Origin of the sequence: Nocardia sp. NPDC057440 (genome assembly GCF_042802915.1) — a bacterium.
GTDB lineage: Bacteria > Actinomycetota > Actinomycetes > Mycobacteriales > Mycobacteriaceae > Nocardia.
Genome location: NZ_JBHVDF010000017.1, coordinates 1 through 25,480, shown reverse-complemented (window position 1 = coordinate 25,480; position 25,480 = coordinate 1). Strand labels below are relative to the sequence as shown.

At 67.1% G+C, this 25,480-nt stretch carries 26 protein-coding genes; 11 read left to right on the top strand and 15 right to left on the bottom strand.

The window, feature by feature from the left end; all coding sequences use genetic code 11:
- Positions 1–96: 96 nt before the first annotated feature.
- From ACFU4Z_RS28905 to dmpG, 4 genes are read left to right on the top strand one after another with little or no spacing between them, the layout of a single operon-like run.
- Positions 97–1,767: an FAD-binding protein gene (locus ACFU4Z_RS28905; protein WP_379068955.1), complete on the top strand. Its 1,671-nt coding sequence runs from the start codon at positions 97–99 to the stop codon at positions 1,765–1,767.
- 1 nt (position 1,768) lies between these two features.
- Positions 1,769–2,554, top strand: coding sequence for a 2-keto-4-pentenoate hydratase (locus ACFU4Z_RS28900; protein ID WP_379068952.1), 786 nt, complete (start codon positions 1,769–1,771; stop codon positions 2,552–2,554).
- Positions 2,555–2,564: 10 nt separating this feature from the next.
- Entirely contained in the window at positions 2,565–3,476 is a 912-nt protein-coding gene (locus ACFU4Z_RS28895) for an acetaldehyde dehydrogenase (acetylating) (protein WP_379068949.1), read from the top strand.
- Between the two features lie 12 nt (positions 3,477–3,488).
- Complete coding sequence (dmpG, locus tag ACFU4Z_RS28890) at positions 3,489–4,526, top strand: 4-hydroxy-2-oxovalerate aldolase (protein WP_379068946.1); 1,038 nt, start codon at positions 3,489–3,491, stop codon at positions 4,524–4,526.
- Here dmpG and ACFU4Z_RS28885 read toward each other — a convergent pair.
- A complete protein-coding gene (locus ACFU4Z_RS28885) occupies positions 4,523–4,660 on the bottom strand; it encodes a DUF433 domain-containing protein (protein ID WP_379068943.1) in 138 nt (45 codons plus the stop codon). The two genes, dmpG and ACFU4Z_RS28885, sit on opposite strands and share 4 nt — an antisense overlap.
- Before the next feature lie 214 nt (positions 4,661–4,874).
- On the opposite strand from ACFU4Z_RS28885, the gene ACFU4Z_RS28880 reads away from it, so the two are divergent.
- Entirely contained in the window at positions 4,875–5,402 is a 528-nt protein-coding gene (locus tag ACFU4Z_RS28880) for a hypothetical protein (protein ID WP_379068940.1), read from the top strand.
- Positions 5,403–5,430: 28 nt separating this feature from the next.
- Here the strand turns inward: ACFU4Z_RS28880 and hsaB are convergent, their stop codons facing one another.
- From hsaB to hsaA, 4 genes are read right to left on the bottom strand one after another with little or no spacing between them, the layout of a single operon-like run.
- The gene (hsaB, locus tag ACFU4Z_RS28875; protein WP_379068937.1) at positions 5,431–6,006 is read right to left on the bottom strand and encodes a 3-hydroxy-9,10-secoandrosta-1,3,5(10)-triene-9,17-dione monooxygenase reductase subunit; all 576 of its coding nucleotides are present in this window, start codon (positions 6,004–6,006) and stop codon (positions 5,431–5,433) included.
- Positions 6,007–6,026: 20 nt separating this feature from the next.
- Entirely contained in the window at positions 6,027–6,932 is a 906-nt protein-coding gene (gene hsaC / locus ACFU4Z_RS28870; RefSeq protein ID WP_379068934.1) for an iron-dependent extradiol dioxygenase HsaC, read from the bottom strand.
- On the bottom strand, positions 6,932–7,810 hold the full coding sequence (gene hsaD, locus ACFU4Z_RS28865) for a 4,5:9,10-diseco-3-hydroxy-5,9,17-trioxoandrosta-1(10),2-diene-4-oate hydrolase (protein ID WP_379068931.1): 879 nt from the start codon (positions 7,808–7,810) through the stop codon (positions 6,932–6,934). Before hsaD ends, hsaC begins: the two co-directional genes overlap by 1 nt.
- A gap of 25 nt (positions 7,811–7,835) precedes the next feature.
- Positions 7,836–8,999 carry a 3-hydroxy-9,10-secoandrosta-1,3,5(10)-triene-9,17-dione monooxygenase oxygenase subunit gene (hsaA, locus tag ACFU4Z_RS28860; protein ID WP_379068928.1) on the bottom strand — a complete coding sequence of 388 codons (1,164 nt, stop codon included), beginning with the start codon at positions 8,997–8,999 and terminating at the stop codon, positions 7,836–7,838.
- A 198-nt stretch (positions 9,000–9,197) separates the two neighbouring features.
- Here hsaA and ACFU4Z_RS28855 point away from each other — a divergent pair, with 198 nt between their 5' ends.
- Together ACFU4Z_RS28855 and ACFU4Z_RS28850 are read left to right on the top strand one after the other, a co-directional pair.
- Positions 9,198–10,412 carry a Rieske 2Fe-2S domain-containing protein gene (locus ACFU4Z_RS28855; protein ID WP_379068925.1) on the top strand — a complete coding sequence of 405 codons (1,215 nt, stop codon included), beginning with the start codon at positions 9,198–9,200 and terminating at the stop codon, positions 10,410–10,412.
- Complete coding sequence (locus tag ACFU4Z_RS28850; RefSeq protein ID WP_379068922.1) at positions 10,412–10,738, top strand: hypothetical protein; 327 nt, start codon at positions 10,412–10,414, stop codon at positions 10,736–10,738. Before ACFU4Z_RS28855 ends, ACFU4Z_RS28850 begins: the two co-directional genes overlap by 1 nt.
- Before the next feature lie 19 nt (positions 10,739–10,757).
- On the opposite strand, the gene ACFU4Z_RS28845 is transcribed toward ACFU4Z_RS28850, so the two are convergent.
- On the bottom strand, positions 10,758–11,168 hold the full coding sequence (locus tag ACFU4Z_RS28845; protein ID WP_379068919.1) for a cupin domain-containing protein: 411 nt from the start codon (positions 11,166–11,168) through the stop codon (positions 10,758–10,760).
- Positions 11,169–11,394: 226 nt separating this feature from the next.
- Here ACFU4Z_RS28845 and ACFU4Z_RS28840 point away from each other — a divergent pair, with 226 nt between their 5' ends.
- Complete coding sequence (locus ACFU4Z_RS28840) at positions 11,395–12,318, top strand: AraC family transcriptional regulator (RefSeq protein WP_379068916.1); 924 nt, start codon at positions 11,395–11,397, stop codon at positions 12,316–12,318.
- 58 nt (positions 12,319–12,376) lie between these two features.
- Here the strand turns inward: ACFU4Z_RS28840 and ACFU4Z_RS28835 are convergent, their stop codons facing one another.
- The 3 genes from ACFU4Z_RS28835 to ACFU4Z_RS28825 form a co-directional block, all read right to left on the bottom strand.
- Positions 12,377–13,432 carry a saccharopine dehydrogenase NADP-binding domain-containing protein gene (locus tag ACFU4Z_RS28835; protein WP_379068913.1) on the bottom strand — a complete coding sequence of 352 codons (1,056 nt, stop codon included), beginning with the start codon at positions 13,430–13,432 and terminating at the stop codon, positions 12,377–12,379.
- Between the two features lie 154 nt (positions 13,433–13,586).
- Positions 13,587–14,339, bottom strand: a complete 753-nt coding sequence (locus ACFU4Z_RS28830) for a DUF427 domain-containing protein (RefSeq protein WP_379068910.1) — start codon at positions 14,337–14,339, stop codon at positions 13,587–13,589.
- Between the two features lie 41 nt (positions 14,340–14,380).
- Complete coding sequence (locus tag ACFU4Z_RS28825) at positions 14,381–15,211, bottom strand: NmrA family transcriptional regulator (RefSeq protein WP_379068907.1); 831 nt, start codon at positions 15,209–15,211, stop codon at positions 14,381–14,383.
- 191 nt (positions 15,212–15,402) lie between these two features.
- Here ACFU4Z_RS28825 and ACFU4Z_RS28820 point away from each other — a divergent pair, with 191 nt between their 5' ends.
- Entirely contained in the window at positions 15,403–16,743 is a 1,341-nt protein-coding gene (locus ACFU4Z_RS28820) for a DUF2716 domain-containing protein (RefSeq protein WP_379068904.1), read from the top strand.
- A gap of 196 nt (positions 16,744–16,939) precedes the next feature.
- On the opposite strand, the gene ACFU4Z_RS28815 is transcribed toward ACFU4Z_RS28820, so the two are convergent.
- From ACFU4Z_RS28815 to ACFU4Z_RS28790, 6 genes are all read right to left on the bottom strand, one after another.
- Positions 16,940–17,374 (bottom strand): MarR family winged helix-turn-helix transcriptional regulator, encoded by a 435-nt coding sequence (locus ACFU4Z_RS28815; RefSeq protein WP_379068901.1) that lies wholly within the window; start codon positions 17,372–17,374, stop codon positions 16,940–16,942.
- 168 nt (positions 17,375–17,542) lie between these two features.
- The gene (locus ACFU4Z_RS28810) at positions 17,543–18,598 is read right to left on the bottom strand and encodes an acyl-CoA dehydrogenase family protein (RefSeq protein ID WP_379068898.1); all 1,056 of its coding nucleotides are present in this window, start codon (positions 18,596–18,598) and stop codon (positions 17,543–17,545) included.
- Positions 18,595–19,623 carry an acyl-CoA dehydrogenase family protein gene (locus ACFU4Z_RS28805; RefSeq protein WP_379068895.1) on the bottom strand — a complete coding sequence of 343 codons (1,029 nt, stop codon included), beginning with the start codon at positions 19,621–19,623 and terminating at the stop codon, positions 18,595–18,597. The genes ACFU4Z_RS28810 and ACFU4Z_RS28805 overlap by 4 nt, the downstream gene beginning before the upstream one ends.
- Positions 19,624–19,708: 85 nt before the next feature.
- Positions 19,709–20,851 (bottom strand): acyl-CoA dehydrogenase family protein, encoded by a 1,143-nt coding sequence (locus ACFU4Z_RS28800; RefSeq protein ID WP_379068892.1) that lies wholly within the window; start codon positions 20,849–20,851, stop codon positions 19,709–19,711.
- Positions 20,851–21,738 (bottom strand): enoyl-CoA hydratase, encoded by an 888-nt coding sequence (locus ACFU4Z_RS28795; RefSeq protein ID WP_379068889.1) that lies wholly within the window; start codon positions 21,736–21,738, stop codon positions 20,851–20,853. The genes ACFU4Z_RS28800 and ACFU4Z_RS28795 overlap by 1 nt, the downstream gene beginning before the upstream one ends.
- Positions 21,735–23,291, bottom strand: coding sequence for a FadD3 family acyl-CoA ligase (locus tag ACFU4Z_RS28790; protein WP_379068886.1), 1,557 nt, complete (start codon positions 23,289–23,291; stop codon positions 21,735–21,737). The genes ACFU4Z_RS28795 and ACFU4Z_RS28790 overlap by 4 nt, the downstream gene beginning before the upstream one ends.
- Positions 23,292–23,388: 97 nt before the next feature.
- Here ACFU4Z_RS28790 and ACFU4Z_RS28785 point away from each other — a divergent pair, with 97 nt between their 5' ends.
- Positions 23,389–24,579 (top strand): acyl-CoA dehydrogenase family protein, encoded by a 1,191-nt coding sequence (locus ACFU4Z_RS28785; RefSeq protein WP_379068883.1) that lies wholly within the window; start codon positions 23,389–23,391, stop codon positions 24,577–24,579.
- The gene (locus tag ACFU4Z_RS28780; protein WP_379068880.1) at positions 24,576–25,385 is read left to right on the top strand and encodes an SDR family oxidoreductase; all 810 of its coding nucleotides are present in this window, start codon (positions 24,576–24,578) and stop codon (positions 25,383–25,385) included. The genes ACFU4Z_RS28785 and ACFU4Z_RS28780 overlap by 4 nt, the downstream gene beginning before the upstream one ends.
- Positions 25,386–25,480 lie beyond the last annotated feature (95 nt).

The window sequence follows — 25,480 nt, the reverse complement described above, 5'->3', positions numbered from 1 at the left end:
TGGGGCGGCCGTTGGTCTATGTTGTGTGGCAGAAGACTTGCTCGGTGTTCCATTAGTCGGGAAAACTTGTTTCAGTTTCAGACCGGAGTGAAGTACATGGGCCTCGAATGGGACCTGGCCGCCGACGTAGTCGTGGTCGGATACGGCGCCGCGGGTGCGGCGGCCGCGCTGGAAGCGACGGACGCCGGTGCGCAGGTACTGGTACTGGAGCGGTTCGCCGGTGGCGGCGCATCGGCGCTGTCGGGCGGCATCATCTACGCGGGCGGCGGCACATCGGTGCAGCAAGAAGCGGGCGTGCGCGATACGCCGGAGCAGATGCTCGCCTATCTCGAGCGTGAAGTCGGTACCGCCGTCACACCCGAGACGCTGCGTCGCTTCGTGGCCGAGAGCCCCGCGATGATCGAATGGCTGCAGAGCCACGGCGTGCCCTTCGAGGCGTCGCTGTGTCCGTACAAGACCTCGTATCCGAATGACAGCTACTACCTCTACTACTCGGGCAGTGAGGTTTCCGGCTACGGCCGCGAGGTCGCGACACCCGCGCAGCGCGGGCACCGGGTCAAGGGCAGGGGCACTTCCGGCAAGAAGCTGACCGGCCCGCTGGCCGCATCGGCCTCACGGCGCGGTGTGCGCGTGGAAACCCTCACGCAGGCAACCCGTTTGATCGTCGATGACAACGGCGCCGTGATCGGCGTCGAATGCCAGACGCTGCGCGACGCCCCCGGCCAGATCAGGGATCGCTACACCCGGATGGCGAAAATCGCCGCCAAGCCGGGCATTTACTACCCGCCGCTGCGTAAAGCCATGGAGCGAGGGCTGGCGAAGATGGATCGCCGCTACCGCACCACCATTCGGATCAAGGCCAGGCGCGGCGTGGTGCTCAGCGCGGGCGGGTTCATCGCCAATCGCGCGATGCTGCAGGAGCACGGGCCGCGGTACCGCGGTGGCCTCGCCCTCGGCACCACCGGCGACGACGGCAGCGGAATCCTGATGGCGCAGCAGGCCGGCGCGGCGACTGATCGGATGGGCAATATCTCGGCCTGGCGATTCATCTTGCCGCCCAGCGCTTTTACCGGTGCGGTGCTGGTCGACGCGGACGGCAAGCGGGTGATCGACGAAACCAGGTACGGCGCGGCCGTCGGGCATGCGCTGATCACCGAGCACGACGGCAAAGGCTGGCTGCTCGCCGATGACGACCTCATGCGCACCGCCATCTCGCAGATCGGCGGCCAATCCGCCTGGTTCCAGCGCGGGCAGTTCGAGGCGATGCGGCGGACCGCGGTGCGCGGCGCGACCCTGGCCGCGGTCGCGGCGAAGGCCGGCGTCGACGCGGACGGCTTGCGCGCCACCGTCGCAGCCCACAACGCCGCCATCGAGAACGGCGCCCCCGATCCGGTCGGCAAGCCCGCCGAATTCACCAAAACGGTAGGGGCAGGGCCGTTCTGGTTGTTGGATGTGGGTATCAAGCCGAGTGTCATCAACCCGTGCCCGATGCTCACCCTCGGCGGCGTTGTCGTCGACGAGGCCACCGGAGCGGTGAAATCGACTGCCGGAAACGATATTCCCGGCCTGTATGCGGCGGGACGGACGGCGGTCGGGATCTGCTCGGACTCCTACGTCAGCGGATTGTCCCTTGCCGACTGCATCTACTCCGGCCGCCGCGCGGGCAAGTTCGCGGCGGGCGGCGAAACCAGCTCGCGGGCGGCAGCGTCCGAAGGGGTCCTTGCACGGGCCGCGGTGCCCGAGCCGACAACAGTGGAAGGAAATTAGCGTGCTGTCCGACTCGGTACGAACCGAATTGGCCGATGAACTCGAGGTCGCCGAGCGCGACCGGGTCGCCATCGATCCCCTCGTCGCCAGGCATCCCGATATCGATGTCGTCGACGCCTATGAGATCCAGCTGATCAATATTCGGCGCAAGCTCGACAACGGGGCCACGGTGGTGGGCCACAAGGTCGGGCTCTCGTCGCTCGCGATGCAGCAGATGATGGGCGTCGACGAACCCGACTACGGTCATCTCCTCGCGGACATGGAGGTCTTCGAGGACGTTCCGGTCGAAGCGTCGCGCTACCTGTTCCCGCGCGTCGAGGTCGAGGTCGGCTTCGTGCTCGGCGCCGACCTGCCCGGCGAAGACTGCACCGAGGCCGATGTGCTCGCCGCGACGGTCGCCTACGCGCCGTCCATCGAACTGATCGATTCCAGGATCAAGGACTGGAAGATCGGGCTCGCCGACACCATCTCCGACAACGCCTCCTCCGCGGGCTTCGTGCTCGGCTCGGCGCGGGTCGCGCCGAAAGACCTGGATATCAAGGCCATCGACGCCGTGCTCACCCGCAACAGTGAGGTGGTCGCGGAGGGCCGCAGCGACGCGGTCCTCGGGGATCCGGTCATCGCGGTGGCGTGGCTGGCCCGCAAGGTCGCCAGTTTCGGCGTGCGTTTGAAGGCGGGCGACATCGTGCTGCCCGGTTCTTGCACCCGCGCCATCGACGCCCGCTCCGGCGATGCGTTCCACGCCGAGTTCGCCGGACTCGGTTCTGTTCGTTTGCAATTCAAGTAGGAGGCCTGCCGTGTCCGAAACGGGGACCGTCACCGCCGCGATCGTCGGATCCGGCAATATCAGCACCGATCTGCTGTACAAACTGCTGCGCTCCACCACGGTGGAACCGCGCTGGATGATCGGCATCGACCCGGAGAGCGAGGGTCTGAAGCGGGCTCGCGGGCTGGGGCTGGAAACCTCGCACGAGGGCGTCGACTGGCTGCTCGGTCAGTCCGAGCTGCCGGACCTCGTCTTCGAGGCGACCTCGGCGTACGTGCACCGTGCCGCCGCGCCGCGGTATGCCGAAGCCGGCATCCGCGCGGTCGATCTCACGCCCGCCGCCGTCGGACCCGCCGTGGTGCCGCCGGTGAACCTCGGCGCGAATATCGATGCGCCGAACGTCAATATGATCACCTGCGGTGGCCAGGCCACCATCCCGATCGTCGCGGCCGTGTCGCGCGTGGTGCCGGTCGCGTACGCCGAGATCGTCGCCTCGGTGTCGTCGGTCTCCGCTGGACCGGGCACGCGCGCCAATATCGACGAATTCACCAAGACCACCTCGCGGGGCGTGGAGACCATCGGTGGCGCCGAGCGCGGCAAGGCGATCATCATTCTGAACCCGGCCGAGCCGCCGATGATCATGCGCGACACCATCTTCTGCGCGATCCCGGAAGACGCCGATACCGAAGCCATCGCCGAATCCGTCCATCGGATGGTCGCCGATATCCAGCAGTACGTGCCGGGCTACCGGCTGCTCAACGAGCCGCAGTTCGATCCGCCGTCGGTGATTTCCGGTGGCATGGCGAAGGTTTCGGTGTTCGTCGAGGTCGAGGGTGCGGGCGACTTCCTGCCGCCGTACGCGGGCAACCTCGACATCATGACCGCCGCGGCCACACAGGTCGGCGAGGTCATGGCCAAGCAGATCCTCTCGGCCCGGGTGTAAGGAGCTCCAACCATGACATATTCCGCAGAACTCGACATCCGCGTCACCGACACCTCGCTGCGCGACGGCTCGCATCACAAGCGCCACCAATTCACCGGCGAGGATGTCCGCAATATTGTCGCGGCCCTCGACGGCGCAGGCGTTCCGGTCATCGAGGTGACCCACGGCGACGGCCTCGGTGGCTCCTCGTTCAACTACGGCTTCTCGAAAACCCCCGAGCAGGAATTGGTCAAGATCGCCGCCGAGACGGCGAAGCAGGCCAAGATCGCCGTGCTCATGCTGCCCGGTGTCGGTGTCAAGGAAGACATCAAGGTCTCCCAGGACAACGGCGCCTCGATCTGCCGCATCGCGACGCACTGCACCGAGGCCGACGTCTCGATCCAGCACTTCGGCCTCGCCCGCGAACTCGGCCTGGAAACCGTCGGCTTCCTGATGATGTCGCACACCCAGCCGCCGGAGGCGCTCGCCAAGCAGGCCCGCATCATGGCCGACGCGGGCTGCCAGTGCGTGTACGTGGTGGATTCGGCAGGAGCCCTTGTCCTGGAACAGGTTTCCGATCGCGTCGCCGCTCTCGTCGCGGAACTGGGCGATGACGCCCAGGTGGGTTTCCACGGTCACGAGAACCTGGACCTCGCGGTCGCCAACTCGGTCTACGCGGTCCGCGCGGGCGCCAAGCAGATCGACGGCAGCGCCCGCCGGTTCGGCGCGGCGGGCGGCAACACCCCCGTCGAAGCCTTCGTCGGCGTCTGCGACAAGCTCGGCATCAAGACCGGCATCGACTTCTTCGCCATCGCCGACGCCGCCGAAGACGTCGTCCGCCCGGTCATGCCCCAGGAATGCCTGCTCGACCGCCAGGCCCTCATGATGGGCTACGCGGGCGTCTACTCCAGCTTCCTCAAGCACGCCGAACGCCAAGCCGAACGCTATGGCGTCTCCGCCGCCGAAATGCTGGTTCGCGCAGGTAAGCGCAAACTGGTCGGCGGCCAGGAGGACCAGCTCATCGACATCGCCCTGGAACTCCAGCGCGAACAGGCGGTTGTCTCCGCCTAACCCGCAGGCCCAGGATCGGGCCGCGATCGGTGCACCGCACCGCCCGCGGCTCGATCACGGTTCACCGCGAGTACGGCGAGGATGTCCGCGCGTTGGAGATCCGGGTAGTCGGCGAGGATGTCGTCGACGCTCATCCCGCCTGCACTTCGCCGCCCGCTGACATATTCCGAAGATTCCCACTTCGCGCGGCATTTCCTCTCAGGTACCCGGCTCCTATACTGGCCAGTGCAAGCCTGGTCGGGTGTCGGCGATCGCAGTGGTCTTCGGCGGTCGGCGTTCGATGGTTACCCAATCGAGGTCGCTTTGCGGGTCGGTGTAGCGGCCGAAGCCTCTCGCGAGGAGGGCTGCATGACTGATCCGGTCCACACGAAGGTCTGTTTGACCTGCCGGGAGTACGCGGATCCCGCGTTGGCGGTGTTTCTCGTTCCGGAGCCGCTGGTCCGTGGCGGATGCATTCTGCATCTGCTGGAGCAGACGCCGCTCACTTTTGCGGCCCCGCATCTCGATGCCGGTTTGATGGAACTGGTCCAAACCCAGGTCGAGCCGTACAGCTCCGTGCGTGCGGAGTTCCGGGATTTCCCCGCGCGACTACCCGACTACGCGCGCACCCGCGCCATCCTGCACGACCACTTGATCACCGATCCCGCCCCGATCGGCCTGGACACCGCCGACACCGCCGACATGACGCGCCTGGCATCACTCCCGGAACTCCCGATCGGCCCCCGGCGCGTCGACGACTTCCAGGACTACGCCGTCCGCATAGCCATGCTGGCCATCTACCGTCATTTCGAAATAGACCAGCGCATTCCCCTCCTCTACCACGGCTACGCCGATCCCACGAACGGCTGGTTCGCCCTCCGCGCCGCCTCCGCCTGAGGCGGTAAGTAGTGCCGCGATCGAACGCCTACAGCCAGGTGTCCAGCGTCGTCGTGGTGAGGAAGTGCTCGAGGTCGTGGCGCCAGGGGGCCGGGACGGTCTTGTCCGGTTCGATGGCGCTGTACTGGCCGCGGTAGAACAACAGCGGCCTGCCGGAGGTGGTCGACTCCGACAGGGCCAGCACTCGGCCGATCACAATGTAGTGATCGCCGCCGTCGACGACGCTGTCCACCGTGCACTGGATGGTGGCCAGGGCGTCGTCCAGGAGCGGAAGCTCCAGTTCTGAGGTGTGCCAGCGGGTTTCGGCGAACTTGTCGGGTTCGCGGGAACCGAAGCGGGCACACAGCTGCTGCTGTTCCTCGGCGAGGACATTCACGCAGAAACGCCCGGACTGTTCGATCGCCGCCCAGGACCGGGAGGTCTTGGTGGGGCAGAACAGCACCAGCGGCGGTTCGAGGGAGAGGGCGGCGAACGACTGGCAGGCGAACCCGAGCGGGGCGCTGTCACCATCGAAGGTGGTGATCACCGTGATGCCGGTGGCGAACTGGCCGAGTACGTTGCGGAACTGCCGTCCGTCGATGGCGGGATAATCTTCAGTTGTCATCGCGTCGCTCGCCCCGTTCATTATTGCTGTCGCTGTCCGACCGTGAAGTCGTGACCCCACAGGCTCACCGCGGTGGATTCCCGGGCGATCCATGAATGATCGTCGACTTCGAGCCCTTCGCAACCGAATTCGACATCGAATCCGCCAGGGGTCTTCATGTAGAAGGACAGCATCTTGTCGTTGACGTGCCTGCCGAGCGTCGCGGACATCTTCACCTTCTTGCGCAGCGCCCGATCCAGGCACAGCCCGACGCTGTCGGAGCCCTCCACCTCGAGCATCAGGTGCACGATGCCGCTCGGTGTCGGCATCGGCAGGAAGGCGAGCGAGTGGTGGCGCGGGTTGCAGCCGAAGAAGCGCAGCCAAGCCGGTTCGCCGTCGGCGGGCCGCCCGACCATTTGCGGTGGCAGCCGCATCGAGTCGCGTAGCCGGTAGCCGAGGACATCCCGGTAGAACGCCAGCGAGGCCTGGTCGTCCTTCGTACTCAGCACCACATGGCCGAGTCCCTGTTCGCCGGTGACGAACGTGTGCCCGTAGGGGCTGACCACGCGCCGATGTTCCAGCGCCGCACCGTGGAAAGCCTCCAGCGTATTGCCGGAGGGATCCTCGAAACGGATCAGCTCGTCGACCCTGCGGTCCGCGCGTTCGGCCGCGGTGCCCTCCTTGAAGGGCACCCCGGCCGCGTCCAGCCGATCCCGAATATCTTGCAGTTCACCGGCATTGGCGGTCTCCCAGCCGGAGACCTGCAACTGGTCCTTCGCGCCGGGCACGATGACGAGCCGAGCCGGGAAGTCGTCCATCCGCAGGTACAGCGCGTTCGGATCGCTGCCCTTGCCCTCGACCATGCCGAGTACCTTGAGGCCGTATTCACGCCAGGCCGCCATGTCGGTGGCCTCGATGCGCAAGTACGCCAGTGATCGAATGCCCATCACTTCTCCTTGACGCCGGCGAGGAAGTCGCTTGCCAGCCGGTTGAATTCATCGAACTTCTCCAGCTGCGCCCAGTGCCCGCAACCACCGAACACATGCAGCTGAACTCGTGGAATCAGTTTCGTCGCCACCAGCGCGCCGTCGAGCGGATTCACTCGATCTTCTCGACCCCAGATGAGCAGCACCGGTTGGCGCAGCTTGTACGCCTCGCGCCAGATCATGCCCTTCTCGAAGTCGGCTCCGGAGAACGACTTTCCCATCGCCCTGGTCGCCGCGAGCGACTCCGGGGTGCTCGCCGAGGCGAAGCGCTCGTCGATCAATTCTTCGGTGATCAGCGACTGGTCGAAGACCATGATCCGCAGGAAGGCTTCGAGGTTCTCCCTGGTCGGCGCGTAGTTGAACTTACCGAGGTGCTTCACGCCCTCGGTCGGGTCCGGCGCGAACAGGTTGACGCTCAATCCGCCGGGGCCCATCAGCACCAGCTTCCCCGCGCGCTCCGGGTAGTCCAGCGCGAACCGCACCGCGGCGCCGCCGCCGAGCGAATTGCCGAGCAGATGAACCCGGCCGCTGATCTGCAGGTGATCGAGCAGGTCCCGCAGCGCCGACGAGCTGTGCACGAAGTACTGCGGATGGTCGACCGGCTTGTCCGACTGCCCGAACCCCGGCTGATCCACCGCGAGCACGTGAAAGTTCTGCGCCAGCACCGGGATGTTGCGTGCGAAGTTCGACCAGGAGGAGGCCCCGGGCCCGCCGCCGTGCAGCAGCACGATCGTCGGGCCGTTGCCGGCACCGGCCTCGTGGTAGTGCAGCCGAAGATCAGGGCGCACCTGCGCATAGCGCGAAGTGGACTCGTAGGTCAGTTCTACGGTCGAGGTCACGATGCCTCCGATGTCGTCGTGGTCATCACACCATGCCGTCGGTGACCGGCAGCCCGAACTCGTGGGTGCCGTACATGACATAGGCGCGTTCGGGATCGTTGGCCGCGTGCACCCGGCCCGCGTGCGCGTCCCGCCAGAAACGCTGCAGCGGAGTGCCGTTCGCGAGCGCGGTGGCGCCCGAGCTCTCGAAGAGCTTGTCGATGGAGGCGATCGCCCTTCCGGTGGCGCGGACCTGATCGCGACGCGCCCGCACCCGCAGGTCGAACGGAATGTCCTTGCCCGCGACCAACAGTGCGTATTCGTCGGCGACATTGCCCGACAGCTGCCGCCACGCGGCATCGATATCGCTGGACGCCTCGGCGATCCGGACCTTGGCGAACGGGTCGTCCTTGGCCTTCTCTCCCGCATAAGCGGCGCGGATGCGCTTGCCCTGATGTTCGACGTGCGCCTCGTAGGCTCCGTAGGCCATGCCGACGATCGGTGTCGCGATGGTCGTGGGATGGATGGTGCCCCACGGCATCTTGTACACCGGGTCGGTGTTCTGCTCCAGGCCGGGCGAGGCGAGCTCGCTCATCTTGCGGAAGCTGAGGAACCGGTGCGACGGCACGAAAACCTCGTCCACCACAACGGTATTGGATCCGGTGCCGCGCAGGCCGACCACATTCCAGACGTCATCGATGCGGTAGTCGGTGCGCGGGATCAGGAAGCTGCCGAAGTCGACCGGCTTGCCGTCCTTGATCACCGGGCCGCCGAGCACCGCCCAGGTGGCGTGATCGGAGCCCGAGGACCAGGCCCACGCGCCTTTGACGAGGTAGCCGCCGTCGACGACGGTGCCCGCGCCCATCGGAGCGTAGGACGAAGAGATGCGGACCTCGGTGTCCTCACCCCACACGTCTTCCTGGGCCTGCTGCGAGTACAACGCGAGGTGCCAATTGTGAACGCCGACAATGCCTGCCACCCAGCCGGTGGACCCGCATGCGCTCGCGATCTTGCGGACCGTGTCGTAGAAGGTCACCGGGTCGGCCGCGTAGCCGCCCCACTGCTTGGGCTGCAGCAGGCGGAAGAACCCGGTCTCCTGTAGCGCCTTCATTGATTCGTCGGGGATGCGCCGCAGGTCCTCGGCCTCCTGCGCGCGCTCGCGCAGCGTCGGCAATAGCGCTTCGACCCGTTCGGTCACTTCTTGCGTCATCTCGGGACCTGCTCCTGCCTGGTCGGATTGATAACCGGTACTCATTTGCCTCTGAGACTAGAACAGGTTCTTATTTATGTCGAGAACCGCCGTTCATCTCGAACAAAGTATGGACATGTGCTGGAAGTGAGCCGAATCGCTGGCGTGGAACGCGACATTTTTGTAACGTGTTCTAGTACAGAAGGAGGAGGAATCGCGATGGCAGTTACCCCACAGGGGAGCGGTGCGAAGGTTCGAGAGCTCGATGTGGGCTCCGCACCCACCCGATATGCGCGGGGATGGCATTGCCTCGGCCTGGCGAAGTCGTTCCGCGACGGCAAGCCGCACGCCGTCGAGGTGTTCGGCACCAAACTCGTGATCTGGGCCGATACCCATGACGAACTGCGGGTGCTCGATGCCTACTGCAGGCATATGGGTGGCGACCTGAGCATGGGCGAGGTCAAGGGCGACGACATCGCCTGTCCGTTCCACGACTGGCGCTGGGGCGCGAGCGGCAAGTGCACTGCGATTCCCTATGGGCGGCGGGTGCCGCCACTGGCGCGCACCAGGAAGTGGACAACGCTGGAGCGTAACGGTCAGCTGTTCGTCTGGCACGACCACGAGGGCAGCCAGCCGCCGCCGGAAATCACCATTCCGCACATCGAGGGTCCGTACACGGACTCCGGCGGCAATCCGACCGAGCAGCTCGACAGCGGATGGACCGACTGGACCTGGAACTCCCTGTTGATCGAGGGCGCGAACTGTCGCGAGATCATCGACAACGTGGTCGACATGGCCCACTTCTTCTACATCCACTTCGCCTTCCCGACGTACTTCAAGAACGTTTTCGAAGGGCACATCGCCACCCAATTCCTGGAGACCAAGGGTCGTCCCGACATCGGCATGGCCTCCAAGTACGGCGGCGACACCCTGCTGAAGTCGGAGGCGTCGTACTTCGGGCCGTCGTACATGATCAATCCGCTGATCAATATCTACAGCGGGTACGAGGTCAAGAGCGTCCTGATCAATTGCCACTACCCGGTGTCGCAGGACTCTTTCATGCTGCAGTGGGGCATCACGCTGGAGAAGCCGCAGGGCGTCGACGGTGAGATGGCCGACAAGCTGGCGGCGAAGATGACCGAGGGCATCAGTGTCGGCTTCCTGCAGGACGTGGAGATCTGGAAGCACAAGTCCAAGGTCGAAAACCCGCTGTTGTGCGAGGAAGACGGCCCCGTCTATCAGCTGCGTCGCTGGTACGACCAGTTCTACGTCGACCTGGCCGACGTGACGGAGAAGATGACGCAGCGCTTCGAGTTCGAGGTGGACACCACCAAGGCCAACGAGGCGTGGGAGGCCGAGGTCGCGGAGAATCTGCGGCGCAAGGCAGAGGCCGACGCCAGCCAGGCATCGGCCGCGGCGGAGGCGGGTGTCTGATGACCACCTGGGCGAAAGCACCCGACTTCGCCGACCAGCCGGCGCGGCGGGCCGCGGTGCAGGCCCAGACCGTTGTCGACAAGCAGCGCTATCTGGAGGAAGGCCTGACACCGTTGCGGTGTCAGGCCTGCCAGAGCCTGGTGCTGGTGCGCAAGAGCAGTTCGCACCAGACCTCGGTGCAGTGGACCGAGAACCCGGCCACGCACTGCCCGGTCTTCGCCGCGCTCAGCGAGCAGGGCAGTGCCCCGGGCCGTCCGGATTCGTGCGCCCAGTTGGAGAAGACCATCAAATGGGCCGTTGACGAGGGCGTGCTCGAAGTTCCCTAGCCGTGCTCGAATTCGCGGCTCAGTCCAGACGGAAGTCGGCGAAATCGAAGCCGGGCGAGACGATGCAGCTCACCAGCACGTAGTCCGCGCCCGCTGGTCGAGCGGCCTGGCTGACACCGCCGGGCACCACCGCCTGCAATACCTGACCGTGCTCGACATCGGGACCGAGGATGATCTCCTCGCCACCGATGTCGAGCACCAATGGTCCACCGCGGTGCCACAGCCACACCTCGTCCGACTGCACTGTGTGTGGTGCGGACTTCTCACCGGGCAGCAACAAGAAATAGATCCCGGTCGCGCTCGCGCGCGCACCCTCGTATGACTCCGGCGTGAATTCCACAGCGCTGCGCCACGTTTCCCGATACCAGCCACCCTCCGGGTGCGGTTCCAGATCGAGTGCGACGGCGAGCGGCGGTCGTGTGTCGGTCATGGTCCGACTATGCCCGACTCACAGTGCTTCGATGCGCCAGGTGATGCCGAAGGGCGTGCGGCGTCGAGGAAGTCGGCGGCGTCGAAAGCCTCGGCCGCGGCGAGGGCGCCTGGCTCGGCGGTGCCTTCGGTCAGCCGGAACAGAGCACGATTTCGTGAGTGAATTTATGGCCAGTTTGATCATTATCATGCTCTGAACGCTCAGAAATAAGCGCTATGGTGGGTGCGTGGACATTCTCAGCGAGACCATCGCGGCCATCCGCACGGGCAACCCGGCGTCCGGGATGTTCGTGCGGCACGCTCCATGGGGGCGCAGCTACCCGGTGGTGCCCGGCGCGGGTTTCCATGTGGTGCTGCAGGGTTCCTGCTGGCTCGTGCCGCCGAACGGGGAGCCGGTCGCCCTCGGGGCCGGTGACGTCCTGTTCATGCCGCGGGGCGCCGACCATGATCTGGTGGACCGGCTGGACAGTCCGGTCACCGAGAAGGCGCAGCCGGGAGAGCCGCGTGAGATCGCCGGGCCCGGTGCGCGGAGCGCATTGCTGTGCGGGGCATATGAACTCGGCAGGCAACGCAGTCATCCGCTACTCGACGAGCTCCCCGAATTCATCCATCTACCGGCGCGTCCCGGCCGCCACCCGTCGCTGCGCGCGGCCGTCGACTTGCTTGCGGCCGAGGTTGTGGAACCGCGGCAAGGCAGCGACGCGGCAGTGCCTGCCGTGCTGGAGACTCTGCTGCTGTTCATCCTGCGCGCCTGGTTCGACGAGCAGGCCGCGGCCGGCGAGCCCGCCACCGGCTGGGCTGGCGCCTTCGCCGACCCCGCCGTCGCCGCCGCGCTGCGGGCCGTGCACGAAAAACCCGCCCGCATCTGGACCGTCCCGGACCTCAGCGATATCGCTGGCGTCTCCCGCGCAACCCTGGCCCGCCGCTTCACCGCCACCGTCGGCGAGCCACCCCTGGCCTACGTCACCCGCTGGCGGATGCTGACCGCGGCCCGTCTCCTGCGCGACACCGACAGCTCGCTGAGCACTATCGCCCGAAAGGTCGGCTACACCTCGGAATTCGCCTTCGCCAAGGCATTCAAGCGCCAATACGGTCAAGCCCCCGGCCACTACCGCCGCGCCGAGGGCACGGCACCACTCATTGCCGTCTGAACCGGTGCACCCATTGCGGGACAGCGCATGTCGCGGCCGGATCGGCGTGTTTCACGATCTACGGTTCGATGCGCCAGGTGATGCCGAACCGGGCGAGGGCGTCGAGGAAGTGCTCGGGGTCGAATGCTTCGGCAGCCGCGAGCGCTCCTGGCTCGGTGGCGCCATCGGCGAGCCGGACCGCGGCCTCCACCGCCATCAGCGCCGAGTCGCGGTAGGCGTCGGTGCCGCTCACTACGCCGCGCACAGTAGGGCCGTCCCCGTCGAATGCGTCGACGACGAAGTCATAGCTCAGCCCCGAAGTCGGTTCGTTCGGGAGTGATTCGACGATTTCGGCAGTGAGGCCGCCGAGCTGACTGTGGAATGCGGTGTCGAGCACACCCTCGACATAGGAGACCTTCGAGTGGCGGGGAATGGTGAGCACCGGGGGCTGCGGGAACTTCGAAACGGTGGTGGGTTCGGTGGCGCCGGGGAAGGTCATCTCGGCGTGCCTGGCGGCCGCGCCGGTGTGGAATCCGCCGTCCTGGAAGTGCCAGCCGCCACTGCGGAACCAATCCAGGCTCGCCAGTACGGTTTTCGCGCTGCCTTTGGAGCCGTTGCCTTCGCTCGTACCGTGCAGGCTCATGGAGATCTCCACTGGACCGGTCAGTCGTCGGGAGGTCAGGTAGCCGAGCAGGTCGCCGGGGAGATTGCTGTTGGTGATGCCGGGGACCACCGTCACGCCCGCCGCCTCGGCCCGCGCCGAGTAGTCGTCGAACACTCGCTCGAGGAACAGCTGCTCTCCGGACAGGTCCGTGTAGTGCGCGCCCGCGTCGATCGCTGCCGCGAGTACCGCCGCGCCATGGTCGACATAGGAGGGCAGGCTGCTTATCACCACGTCGGCACCGGTGAATGCCGCAACCAGAGCGGTCTGGTCGGAGACCTCCGCGACCCGAACCTCTGCGTTCGGGAGCCCGGCGGCGGTTGCGGCGGCGTGCATGCGACCGGCATTGCGGCCCACCAGGATCGGGCTGATGTCGCGACGGTTCAGTTCGGCCAGGAGATGACCGCCGGTGACTCCGGTGGCGCCGTAGACGGCGATTGTCTTGGTGGGCTCAGTGGCATTCGTGTTGGTCATGACTCGAACGATATGGCGAGTCGATGAGTAAATGAATGGTTTGATTGCTCGTGATGATGTCTGAAACGCTCACAACCTGCCGTGAGTCGGAGGGCGCCGGGCCGAATGAGGTCCGACATCCACTCCGGTGCGTTACGCCGACACCTGTCGTCGGTCAGCTGAACGGCGTATGCGGGCGGTCCTGGAGTTCGCTGTCGAGGTAGATGTCGACCTTCTCGTTGTAGAAGCAGGCGAGGCCCGCGATCTTCTGGCTCTCCGGCAGCGGCGTCCGATAGCCCCACACGAGGTCGGTGTATTCCTTGTCGCCGACGCGGATATTCCAGTATTCGGCGGTGCCTTTGTACGGACAGCTCGAATGAGTCTGCGAGGGGCGCAGCAAGTCCATGCGCACATCGGTCAGCGGCAGGTAATACCGTGGGGGAAGCCCGGTTTCGAAGAGGATGCGCGGTGAACGGGAGTCGGCGACGGTGACGCCGTCGATCTCCACGCGCACATGCCGTGAGCTGGCCAGGATGTCGATCCGGGAGTATGGATCGCGCGGATGGACGTAGACCGGTTCGTCCTCCTCGAACCACGCGTCCATCGAGTTCCAGTCCAGCCGGACCAGATCATCGAGTTCGGAGAACGGCGAATCGTGGTAGCGCAGCGCGCTGCCCGGCGCGTCTGCGCCGTCGACCACCACGTCGTACCCTGTCGCGTCGCCCCGGCTGGGGGAGTGTTTCGTGATGCCGTTCGGTTCGAGCTTCGCGCGCAGGTCGGCGAGCGGCACGTAGTAGGTCGGGTAGTGCGGGCTTTCCCAGACCAGGACCGGCCGCGCCGTATCGGCGACCAGTTGTCCGCCGAGATAGACCCGCACCCGCTTCTGGCTCGTCTCGATCTTGACGCGGCCCCGCTGCTCTTCGGTCATAGTTCCCGACCGTACTCCGGAAAAGCGACGAAAATCCGAAGTCAGTGCGCCGTCCAGACTCCCGTTGCGGCGGCCGCACCGGCATAGTCGCGAAAGTCGCGCGGTTCGCGGCCCAGAATCTTCTGGACGCCGTGCTCCACTCGGGCATTGCGCCCGTCCATGAGCTTGGTGAACAGGTAGAGCGACTGGTCGACCTCGGCCGCCGACCTGCCGTGCGCGGTCAGCGTCGCGGCGTAGGCATCGGTCGACACCTCGACGAACCGGATGTCGCGCCCGCTGGCCGCGCCGATCTCGGCGACCGCGTCGGCGAAGGTCAGCAGGCGGGGCCCGGTGAGTTCATAGATCGCCCCCGAATGCCGTGGCTCGGTGAGGACGGTCGCCGCGACGTCCGCGATGTCGTCCGCATCGACGAACGCCTCGCCCACCGCGCCGACCGGCAGCGCCACCCGCCCGGCCCGCACGTCGTCGCGGAGAAACCCTTCGTCGAAGTTCTGGTCGAACCAGGCCGCCCGCAAGATGGTCCACTCCGCCCCCGAGTCCTGTAGTCGGCGCTCGCTGTCCACCCCGACCTCGGCCCGCTGTCCGGACAACAGGACCAGTCGCCGGGCGCCCACGGCAACCGCCTGCTCGGCGAAGGCGCCGATCACCTCTGGCGCCCCCGGCATCGCTACATCGGGGGAGTACACGACGAAAACGGCGCTGATCCCATCCAGGGTGGCGGCCCAGGTCGCCGGATCGGTCCAGTCGAACCGAGGTGTCCCGGTCGTGGAACCCACACGCACCGGCCGGTTTACGGCACGAAGCCGCTGCACCAGGCGTCGGCCGCTCTTGCCGGTCCCGCCGAGCACCAGCGTCTGCGCTGTCTCCAACATGCTGCTCCATTCGACCGAAGGGATCTCCGCACGCAAGGTTCCAACTCCGGCGGACGCTACCTGGCCTGCTGCGACGACTCCGGGCAGGCGCGCCGAACCATCGCCGATCGCGGACACGCGCATTCCGCGTCTCGAAGTGCCTGACGGCGGTGTCGTCGGGCAGGGGCGGAAGCGATGGGATGATAGGCAGAATGGGCTCGAGAACGGAGAGCATCGAAGATTTGCTGGCGCTACACGACGCTCAGCTACGCGGTCGGCTGCCGGCGCCGATGCCGATCGGCAGTGTGGTCGAAACGGACGGGTCGGTTGTCCGGATCCATTACGGCACCCACGCGAGTATCGAGCATCGAGCCTTGCCGGTCGAGGGCCTCGACGCACTGATCGCCCGCCAGCGTGATGCCTGCGAAGCGCGCGGTGAGCCCGCGGAATGGAAGGTCTACGCGCACGACAGTCCTGTCGACCTACCGCAGCGGCTGTGGGCGGCGGGATTCATCACGGGCCGGGAACGCGCGGTCCTGGTCGCGCCGGTTGATCAGATCGTCGCCGCCGAGCCGCTGTCGGCGGAGGCGGTCGTGGCAGAGGTGTCCGACCATCGACACCTCCAGGACGTTGCCAAATTCGTTGCCGCGGCCGGACCGCAGCCGATCGCTTTCACCGAGTTCCTCGCCGACGGGCGGTCGCTGCAGTGGGAGGACCATGTGCTGGTCGCCATGCAGGACGGACGGATACGGGCCGCGGCATGGGGCGCTCACCTCGCGCACACGAATTTCGTGGCGATCGGCGGGATCGTGGATCCGGAGGGCAGGTTCGCCGATCATCTGTGCGGATGGGATTGGCGACGCTCGAACTCGATCGGCAGGTTCGGCACACCCGATGTGGGTTATGTGGTTGCCGAGGCCGACGGCGAGCTGCGACCCGCGTTGGAAGCAGCGGGCATGCGCGTCATCACGACTGTCACTGCCTATCACTGGCTTCCGGAGCAACCACCCACACGGACGCGCCCGATTCGGCGACTATTCGACGACCCCGAACACGACGCGCTATGGGCGCGCTTCTATACCGAGTTCGAGTTCCGCCCGAGTACCGCGACCTCGCCGGGCATTACCGAACCGGCCGCATCGGCGACCTGGCAGCTGGGAGCGCTCGACCCGGCGGACGCCGAACACGATGGCGTCGAACAGCTTCAGCGCATCATCAGCGCGGGCCTGCTCGCGTGTGACAAGCCCGGTGAGGTGCTCTATTGGCTCGACTGGCAGCACGCGGGATGCCGCTTCGACCCGGGCCGGGTGGGTGGCGTCGGCCAACCGAACTGGCCGGGTTCCGCGTACCCCGACGGCGACTACTACATCTACGTGACGCCCGACTTCCGGCTCGGAACCTTCGGTCACCCTTGGGAATCCACCGTGTGTGTCTTCGGTGATCAGCTGCTGTCCGAGGTCGAGGAGGAGCTCACCGCTCTACTCGGCGCCCCCATCCGCCGTGGCGGCCGACCCAGCGGCGCCACCCGGACATTCGGCGCCGACGCGCCATAGTCCGACTCTCGAATCCGAGAGTCGGTGAGTAGCGCCCCGCGAGCGATCCACTTGCGTTATGCCGCAGCCGATGCCACTCGCTGCTGTGTTCGCCGTGCTCGCCCGCGAGGCCGGAGGCGGCCGCGCCGCCACGTGAAGCGGACGACGCGCGAGGCGGCTGCGGCGGTGGAGTGTTCGAGTGTCGCCTAGATGTCGATCAGTGCCGGGGCGCAGCCTTTTTCAGGGCGTCGAGCAGTTCGTTCAGATCTGTTTCCATGCGGGCGAGTCGGTCGGTGTCGAACTCGGACAGTCTGGTCGCGAGTGCGGTGCCGAGGGCCCGGCGCGCGTGGTGGAGCCGGTCACGTCCGGCCGGGGTGAGTTCGACGACGACCGCACGGGAATCCTCCGGGTCCTTGCGCCGGGAGGCATAGCCGTCGGCGACGAGCCGGCCGATCAGCGCCGTCGCCGCCGGCTGCGAACATCTGTCGATGCGGGCGAACTCACTGACCCGCATGGCGCCGTGTTCGTCGAGCACCGCCAGCGCTCGCAGCACGGCCCGGGGCAGATCATCGCCGCTGATCACCCCGGCAAGCCTGGTCAGCCGACCGGCGGTGACGAGTAGATTGACCACGCTGTCTTCTGCTGATGTCACCTGAGATTGCTGCACCCGTCCATTATTTCATAAGGTAACTATGTAAATCGAGTAACTGTGTCACGCGGTGACTACCTGCGGATACGTCGCCGTTCATACGCGAAAGCGCCCCGGGGAGGGCAATGACTCCGCCGGGGCGCCGGGTCGGTGACGACGCGGACGAGGTGGCTACACAGGCTGGGGCAGGGGCCTGTGGGGCGTGCCGAACAATTGGGCGTCGCCGTGGGCGCGCTTGAAGAACAGGTGCGCGTCGTGCTCCCAGGTGATGGCGATGCCGCCGTGCAGTTGGACTGTTTCGGCCACGATGGTGCTCAGCGCCTCGGAGCAGTGCACGCGCGCGGCCCAGACGTCCTCCGCGGCCGACGGACTGCCCGCAGCGACGGCGGCGGTCGCCGCGTAGGAAGCGGACTTGGCGGATTCCAGCAGCACATACATGTCGGCCATGCGGTGCTTGAGTGCTTGGAAGCTGCCGATCGCGCGGCCGAACTGCACCCGGGACTTGGTGTACTCGACCGTCATATCCAGGCACTGCTCCGCGGCCCCGACCTGCTCCGCGGCCACTGCCGCCCAGGCGATTTCGCGTAGGCGCGCCGTGACCGCCGCCGGATCGCCCGCGCCGAGCCTGCGGGCGGCGACCGCGGTGAAGGTGACCTCGGCGAGCTTACGGGTCGGGTCCATGGTCGGGAGGGCGCGTCGGGCAATGCCCTCGGTCGCCGCCTCGACCTCGAACAGGCCGGTGGGCGTCACCACGATGAAGGTGTCGGCGTGGGTGCCGTCGAGCACGTAACTGGCTGTGCCGGTGAGTGTTCCGTTGTCGGCATGCACGCCCGGCTCATCCCAGCCGCGCTCGCCCGCCCAGCACACCGCGATCGTCCGGGTGCCCTCGGCCACCTCGGGCAACAGTCTGTCGCACGCGTCGGCATCACCGGACAGCAGCACGGCCTGCGCGCCGAGCACGGCCGAGCCGATCATCGGGACAGCGGCCAGCGTGCGCCCCAATTCGCTGACCACCAGCAGGGATTCGACAAGGCTCGCACCGAAGCCGCCGTATTCCTCCGGAATCGCGAGCGCCGCGACGCCGATCTGCTCGCACAGCAGCCGCCACAGCTCCTCGTCGTAGCCGAGCTCGGTGTCCATGCCCGCGCGCACCGCGTCGCGGCCTGCGTGCTTGGCGAGCAGCGCACGAACGGAGCTGACGAATTCGAGATGCTCGGTGCTGGTCATACCGCACCCCGCAGGCCGCGGTCGCGCACTGCCTCGTCGCGCAGTGCGCGGGCGATTCGTGAGCGGTGCAGATCCGGTGAGCCCCACGCGGACCGGAGCGCGGTGACCTTGGTCAACCACAGCGACAGGTCGTACTCGGCGGTGTAGCCGATGGCGCCGTGCACCTGCAGGGCGGCCCGTGCCGCCTGGTAGGCGGCATCGCCGCAGGCGACAACGGCTGCCGACACATCGCGGCCGCGGGTGGGCTCGGCCATGGTCAGCGCGGCGCGCAACAGTAGCGGCTCGGCGAGGTCGAGGCCGATCAGCACGTCGGCGAGCTTCTGTTTGACGGCCTGGAATTCGCCGATCGGCTTGCCGAACTGCTTGCGCTGCTTGGCGTATCCGGTAGCGGCGTCGAGCAGCGCCCGCCCGGCGCCGAGAAGCTGAGCCGCGGCGGCGAGTGCGCCGGCGTCGAACGCGACCGCGATGGCCACGGACACTTGCTCGCCGGTGGCGACCACTTCGTCGGAGGCGACGGTGAACAGCCGCCTGGCCGGATCGACCGACCGCACCAGCCCGGTCCGATGCGCGGTGCACAGCTGGTCACCATCGGCGATCAGCACCACTTCCGCGGTGTCCGCATCCAGTGCGACGGTGCCGTCGGGCGAGGCGAAGGCCATGGTTCCGAGCGCCGCGCCGTCCGCGAAGCCGGGCAGCCACCGTGCGGCGAGTGCGGTATCCGGAAGAGCTTGCAGCAGTGCGGGAATCGCGGCCGCGGTCTCGACCAGGGGTCCCGGCGCCGCGGCCCTGCCGATTTCCAGGAAGGCGACGACGAGGTCGATCGGGTCGGCGCCGATGCCGCCGTTGCTTTCCTCGACCGCCAAGCCGAGCACGCCCGCGCCGGCCAACTGGCGGATCAGCGTCCGGCCGGGCCGGGGATCACCGGCCGCCCAGGCGCGGACCGCCGTCGGGGTGCGTCCGGCATCGAGCAGCTTGCGCACACTCGTGCCGAAGTCGAGTTGTTCCGGGCTGAGCGCGAATCTCATCGTGCCCTCCTTTCCGTACGCGACGTCGTCGAAGCAGAGCGATAGTCGACTCGGGGCGGGTGGCCGCTGGGCAGGTAGCGCACGCTCATCGGCTGCTCCCTCTCGGTAGTCCGAGCAGCCGCTCGGCGATGATATTGCGCTGAATCTCGTTGGTGCCCGCGTAGATCGGGCCCGACAGCGAGAACAAATAGCCGTCGGTCCATCGGCTGGACCGCTCGGCGGCGGCGCCGAGTACCTCCAGCGCGGTTTCGTGCATGGCGATATCGAGTTCGGACCAGAACACCTTGGTGATCGAGGATTCCGCGCCGAGTTTGCCGCCCTCGTTCAGCCGGGTGACCGTCCCGAAGGTGTGCAACCGGTAGGCCTCGCTGCCGATCCAGGCGTCCACCACCGCATCCCGCTGCGTGGTGTTGGTGCGATCGCCTTCGTCGAGCCACAGATCGATCAGCCGCTGCGCGGTCGCGCTGAACCGGCCCGGGCTGCGCAGCGAAAGACCGCGCTCGTTGCTGGAGGTGCTCATGGCCACCCGCCAGCCGTCGTTCGGCTCCCCGATGACGTCGCGATCGGGAACGAAGACGTCGTCGAGGAAGATCTCGGCGAAGCCGGGCTCGCCGTCCAGCTGAGGGATCGGGCGCACCGAGACGCCGTCGGCCGTCAGCGGGAACATCATGTAGGTGAGCCCGCGGTGCCGCTCGGCCTCGGGATCGCTGCGGAACAACCCGAATGCCCAGTCCGCGAACGATGCTCGCGAACTCCAGGTCTTCTGCCCGCTCAGCAGCCAGCCGCCCGTGGTGCGGCGCGCGGTGGAGCGGATGCCCGCCAGGTCGCTGCCCGCCTCCGGCTCGGACCAGGCCTGCGCCCAGATGTCGTCGCCGCGCGCCATCCGCGGCATGATGCGGTCGAGCTGCTCGGGGGTGCCGTGCTCGAAAAGCGTCGGCGCGAGCAAGAAGATGCCGTTCTGGCTGACGCGTCCCGGCGCGCCCGCGGCGTAGTACTCCTGCTCGAACAGCACCCACTCCAGCAGCGAGGCGTCGCGGCCGCCGTACTCCGGTTGCCAGGAAACGACCGAAAGGCGCGCGTCGGCGAGGGTGCGTTCCCATGCGCGGTGCGCCTCGAAGCCTGCCTTCGTGTCCATCGAGGGCAGCGGCTGCCCGGGTTTGTTGGCGGCGAGGAATTCGCGGACTTCCCGCTGGAATTCCTGGGTCGCCGGGTCCAGATCGAGATCCACTACGTCGTTCCGTTCTGCTCGGCGGTGCTCGCCGTCGCCTTCATCGATTTTGCGTTCATCCCGCCCAGCGAGTCCGCGCCGACCTCGGCGTTGTGGGCGTGGGCGAAGTGATGCAGGCCGAATACCGAGTCCATGCCCGCACGCATGCCCATGAGGTCCTCGGCCTGATTCACCGCCTTCTTGGTGAGTGCGAGGCCGAATCGCGGCATGGTCGCGATCTTCTCGGCGAGCGCCAAGGTCTCGGCCTCGAGTTCGGCACGCGGCACGACCCGGTTGACCATGCCCCACTCCTTGGCCTGGGCCGCGCCGAACCGGTCACCGGTGAACAGGAACTCCTTGGCTGCGCGCGGTCCCATCACCCACGGATGCGCGAAGTATTCGACGCCCGGGATACCCATGCGGACAACGGGATCGGAGAAGAAGGCATCGTCGGAGGCGATGATCAGATCGCACACCCAGGCCAGCATCAGCCCGCCCGCGATGCAGGCGCCCTGCACCATCGCGATGGTCGGCTTCGGAATCTCGCGCCAGCGGCGGCACATGCCGAGATAGACCTCGAGCTCACGCGCGAAGCGCTGATCGCCGCCTGTCTTGTCGACGTGGTCCCACCACAGCGCGGCCTTGTTCGGGTAACGCACGTGGTGATCGCGCCCCGGTGTGCCGATGTCGTGTCCGGCGCTGAAGTGCTTCCCGTTGCCCGCCAGCACGATCACACCGACCTCGTCGTCCTCGACGGCGCGTTCGAAGGCGGCGTCGAGGGCGTAGGTCATCACCGAGTTCTGCGCGTTGCGGTAATCCGGCCGATTCAAGGTGATGATGGCGACCCGGCCGCGCCGTTCATAGGTGACGACGTCTCCCTCGTCGGGAACGCCGGCTTCGTCCGTCATGACGACTTCTCCTCACGTAGTTGACGCTTGAGCACTTTCCCGGCGGCGCTGTAGGGCAGCTGATCGCGGAATTCGATCAATCGCGGCACCTTGAAGTTGGCCAGCACGGTGGTCGCGTGCGCGAGCACCTGGTCTTCGGTCAGGGTGGATCCGGGCTTGCGGACCACGTAGGCCTTGCCGACCTCGCCCATCCTGGTGTCCGGCACGCCGATGACCGCGGATTCGGCGACGCCGTCCAGCCGGGCGAGCGCCTGTTCCACTTCCGCCGGGTACACGTTGAAACCGCCGGAGATGTACATGTCCTTGAGCCGGTCGGTGATCTTCAGATAGCCGCGCTCGTCGAGCGTGCCGATGTCGCCGGTGTGCAGCCAGCCGTCGGCGTCGATGGTCTCGGCGGTGCTTTCCGGATCGTCCAGGTAGCCGAGCATCACGTTCGGGCCGCGCAGCAGTACTTCACCGTCGGGGCCGAGGCGTAGCTCGAAGTCGGCGATCGGCCGTCCGCAGGTGCCCGCGATGGTCTCCGCGTCGTCGTCCGCACGGCACATGGTGCCGAACCCCGCGGCCTCGGAAAGGCCGTAGCCGGTGATGACGACATCGAAATCGAGCTCCGAACGCATCCGCTCGACCAGCACCACCGGCACGGTCGCCGCGCCGGTGACCGCGACCCGCAGCGTGCTCAGGTCGAACGTGGCGCGATCGGGGAAGTCGAGAATCGTCTGATAGATCGTCGGCGGACCCGGCAGCACCGTGATCTGCTCGTCGCTGACCAGCCGCATGGTGGCAGGCACATCGAACACCGGCTGCGGGATGATCGCCGCGCCGGTGACCAGGCAGGCCAGGATGCCCGCCTTGTAGCCGAAGTTGTGGAAGAACGGGCTGACGACGAGATAGCGGTCGGTGCCCGCGAGGGTGGTGCACTCGGCCCAGGCCCGCACCACCGACAGCGCTTGCCGGTGTGCGACCAGGGTGCCCTTGCTGCGCCCGGTGGTTCCGGAGGTGAACAGGATGTCGGAGATGTCGTCGGGGGCGACGGCGCGCGCACGCTTTTCCGCCTCGGCGACGGTGACGGGTTCCGCCGCGGCGGGCAGCTCCGACCAGTTCAGCACGTTGCCGCCCGCGGCCGTTGTGCCCGGTTCGACCGGGATGACGACCACGGTGTCGATAGCCAATTCCGGTGCCGCCGCACGCAGTTCGGCGAGTCGATCGCGCCCGAGGAAGGCGCCTGCGATGAACAGGGCCTTCGCGTCGACCCTGGCGAGCACATCGGCGGCCTCGTCGGCGACGTAGCGGGTGTTGAGCGGCACGAGGGCCGCGCCCGCATAGTGGGCGGCCAGCGCCGCGATCACCCAGTGATGGGTATTGGGTGCCCACATGGCGACCCGGTCGCCTGCTTGCACCCCGCGCGCGATCAGCGCTCGCGCCACCTCCTGGACCGACGTCAGCAACTGCGTCCAGTCGAGCCGGACGTCGCCGTCGCCGACGGCGGGTGCGGCGCCGAACGTGCGTGCGGCGTCGTGCAGTGCCAGCGGTGTCGTTTGAGCAGGGGTTGTCACGGTTGTCCTCACCGTCGGTGCGGTCATTTGATGCCGATACTCAGTCAAAGTCATCAGGCTCTAACAAAGCAAGTGCTTGGTAGGTTATCCTACCGGCGTGGTTGCGATCCAGACCTCAGATTCCGACACTGCCGCACAGGACGCGCGGTTTTCCGCAGAAGTGCGCCAGTGGTTGGACGAAAACCTCAACGGAGAATTCCGCGAGCTGCGCGGACTAGGCGGGCCGGGCCGGGAACACGAGGCGTTCGATGAACGCCTCGCCTGGGACCGGCACCTGGCCGCGTCCGGCTGGACCTGCCTCGGCTGGCCCAAGGAATACGGCGGCCGCGAGGCGTCCGTGCGGCAGCAGGTGATCTTCCACGAGGAGTACGCCAAGGCCAATGCGCCCGCCAGGGTCTCGCACGTCGGCGAGGAACTGCTCGGGCCTACCGTCATCGCCTTCGGCACCGATGAGCAGAAGGCTCGGTTCCTGCCGGGCATTCGCAATGTCACCGAACTGTGGTGCCAGGGCTATTCGGAACCGGGCGCGGGCTCGGACTTGGCGGCCATCACCACCACCGCCCAGCTGGACGGCGACGAATGGTCGATCAACGGCCAGAAGATCTGGACCTCGCTGGCCCACGTCGCCGACTGGTGCTTCGTCATCGCACGCACCGAACGCGGCTCGACCCGCCACAAGGGCCTTTCCTACCTGCTGGTTCCCATGAAACAGCCGGGTATCGAGGTGCGCCCGATCATCCAGCTGACCGGAACCTCGGAATTCAACGAGGTCTTCTTCGACAACGCGCGCACCGCCGCGGACCTCGTGGTCGGCGCGCCCGGCGACGGCTGGCGCATCGCGATGGGCACGCTGACCTTCGAACGCGGCATCTCCACGCTCGGTCAGCAGATCAGGTTCGCCCGCGAACTCGCCGATGTCGAGGCGCTCGCCCGACGCACCGGCGCGGCCGACGATCCACTGATCGCCGACCGGATCGACAAAGCTTGGGTCGGACTGCGTGTGCTGCGCGCCCACGCACTGCGCACGATGGAGGGCGCCGGCGCCGACGACGGGGGACAGGCGTCGGTCTCGAAGCTGTTGTGGGCCAACTGGCATCGCGGTCTCGGCGAACTCGCCATGGCGGTGCTCGGCCCCGCCGGCCTCGTCGCCGACGACAACGATCTGAACGAATGGCAGCGGCTGTATCTGTTCACCCGCGCCGACACCATCTACGGAGGTTCGAACGAAGTGCAGCGCAACATCATCTCCGAGCGCGTGCTCGGTCTGCCACGGGAGGCGCGTCCATGAGCGACAACACCGCACGGCCGCTGTCTGTCGCACCCGAGCCCATCCCCGGCCACGGCCTGCTGACCGGCCGGACCGCCGTCGTCACCGCCGCCGCGGGCACCGGAATCGGTTCGGCCACGGCACGCAGGCTGCTCTCGGAGGGCGCCGATGTCGTCGTGTCCGATTGGCACGAGCGGCGTCTCGCCGAGACCGAGGTCGAGCTGAAAGCCGAGTTCCCGGATCGTCGAGTGGCGTCGATCGCCTGCGACGTGCAGAACACCGAACAGGTCAACGAGTTGGTGCGCGGCGCGGCAACCGCTTTCGGCCGCATCGACATCATGGTCAACAACGCGGGCCTCGGCGGCGAAACCCCGGTGGTCGATATGACCGACGAACAGTGGGACCGCGTCCTCGACATCACCCTCAACGGCACCTTCCGCTGCACCCGCGCGGCGCTCGGCTACTTCCGCGATGCGGGCCACGGCGGTGTGATCGTCAACAACGCGAGCGTGCTCGGCTGGCGTGCCCAATACGGCCAGGCCCACTACGCCGCCGCCAAGGCGGGCGTGATGGCGCTGACCCGATGCAGCGCGATCGAGGCTGCCGAACTCGGTGTCCGGATCAACGCGGTGGCCCCGAGCATCGCGAGGCACGCATTCCTGGACAAGGTCAGCTCGACCGAATTGCTCGACCGCCTGTCCGAAGGCGAAGCATTCGGCCGCGCCGCTGAGCCGTGGGAAGTTGCCGCGACCATTGCGATGCTGGCAAGCGACTACACCTCCTACCTCACCGGTGAAGTCGTGTCGGTCAGCAGCCAGCGCGGTTGATTTTGGCAGCGCCTGCGGCGCTGCGTGTTCGCGGCCCCCTTGGTCTCGCTTCCGAGCCGTCGAGACTTGCGACTTCGTCGCGTGCGCTTCGACGG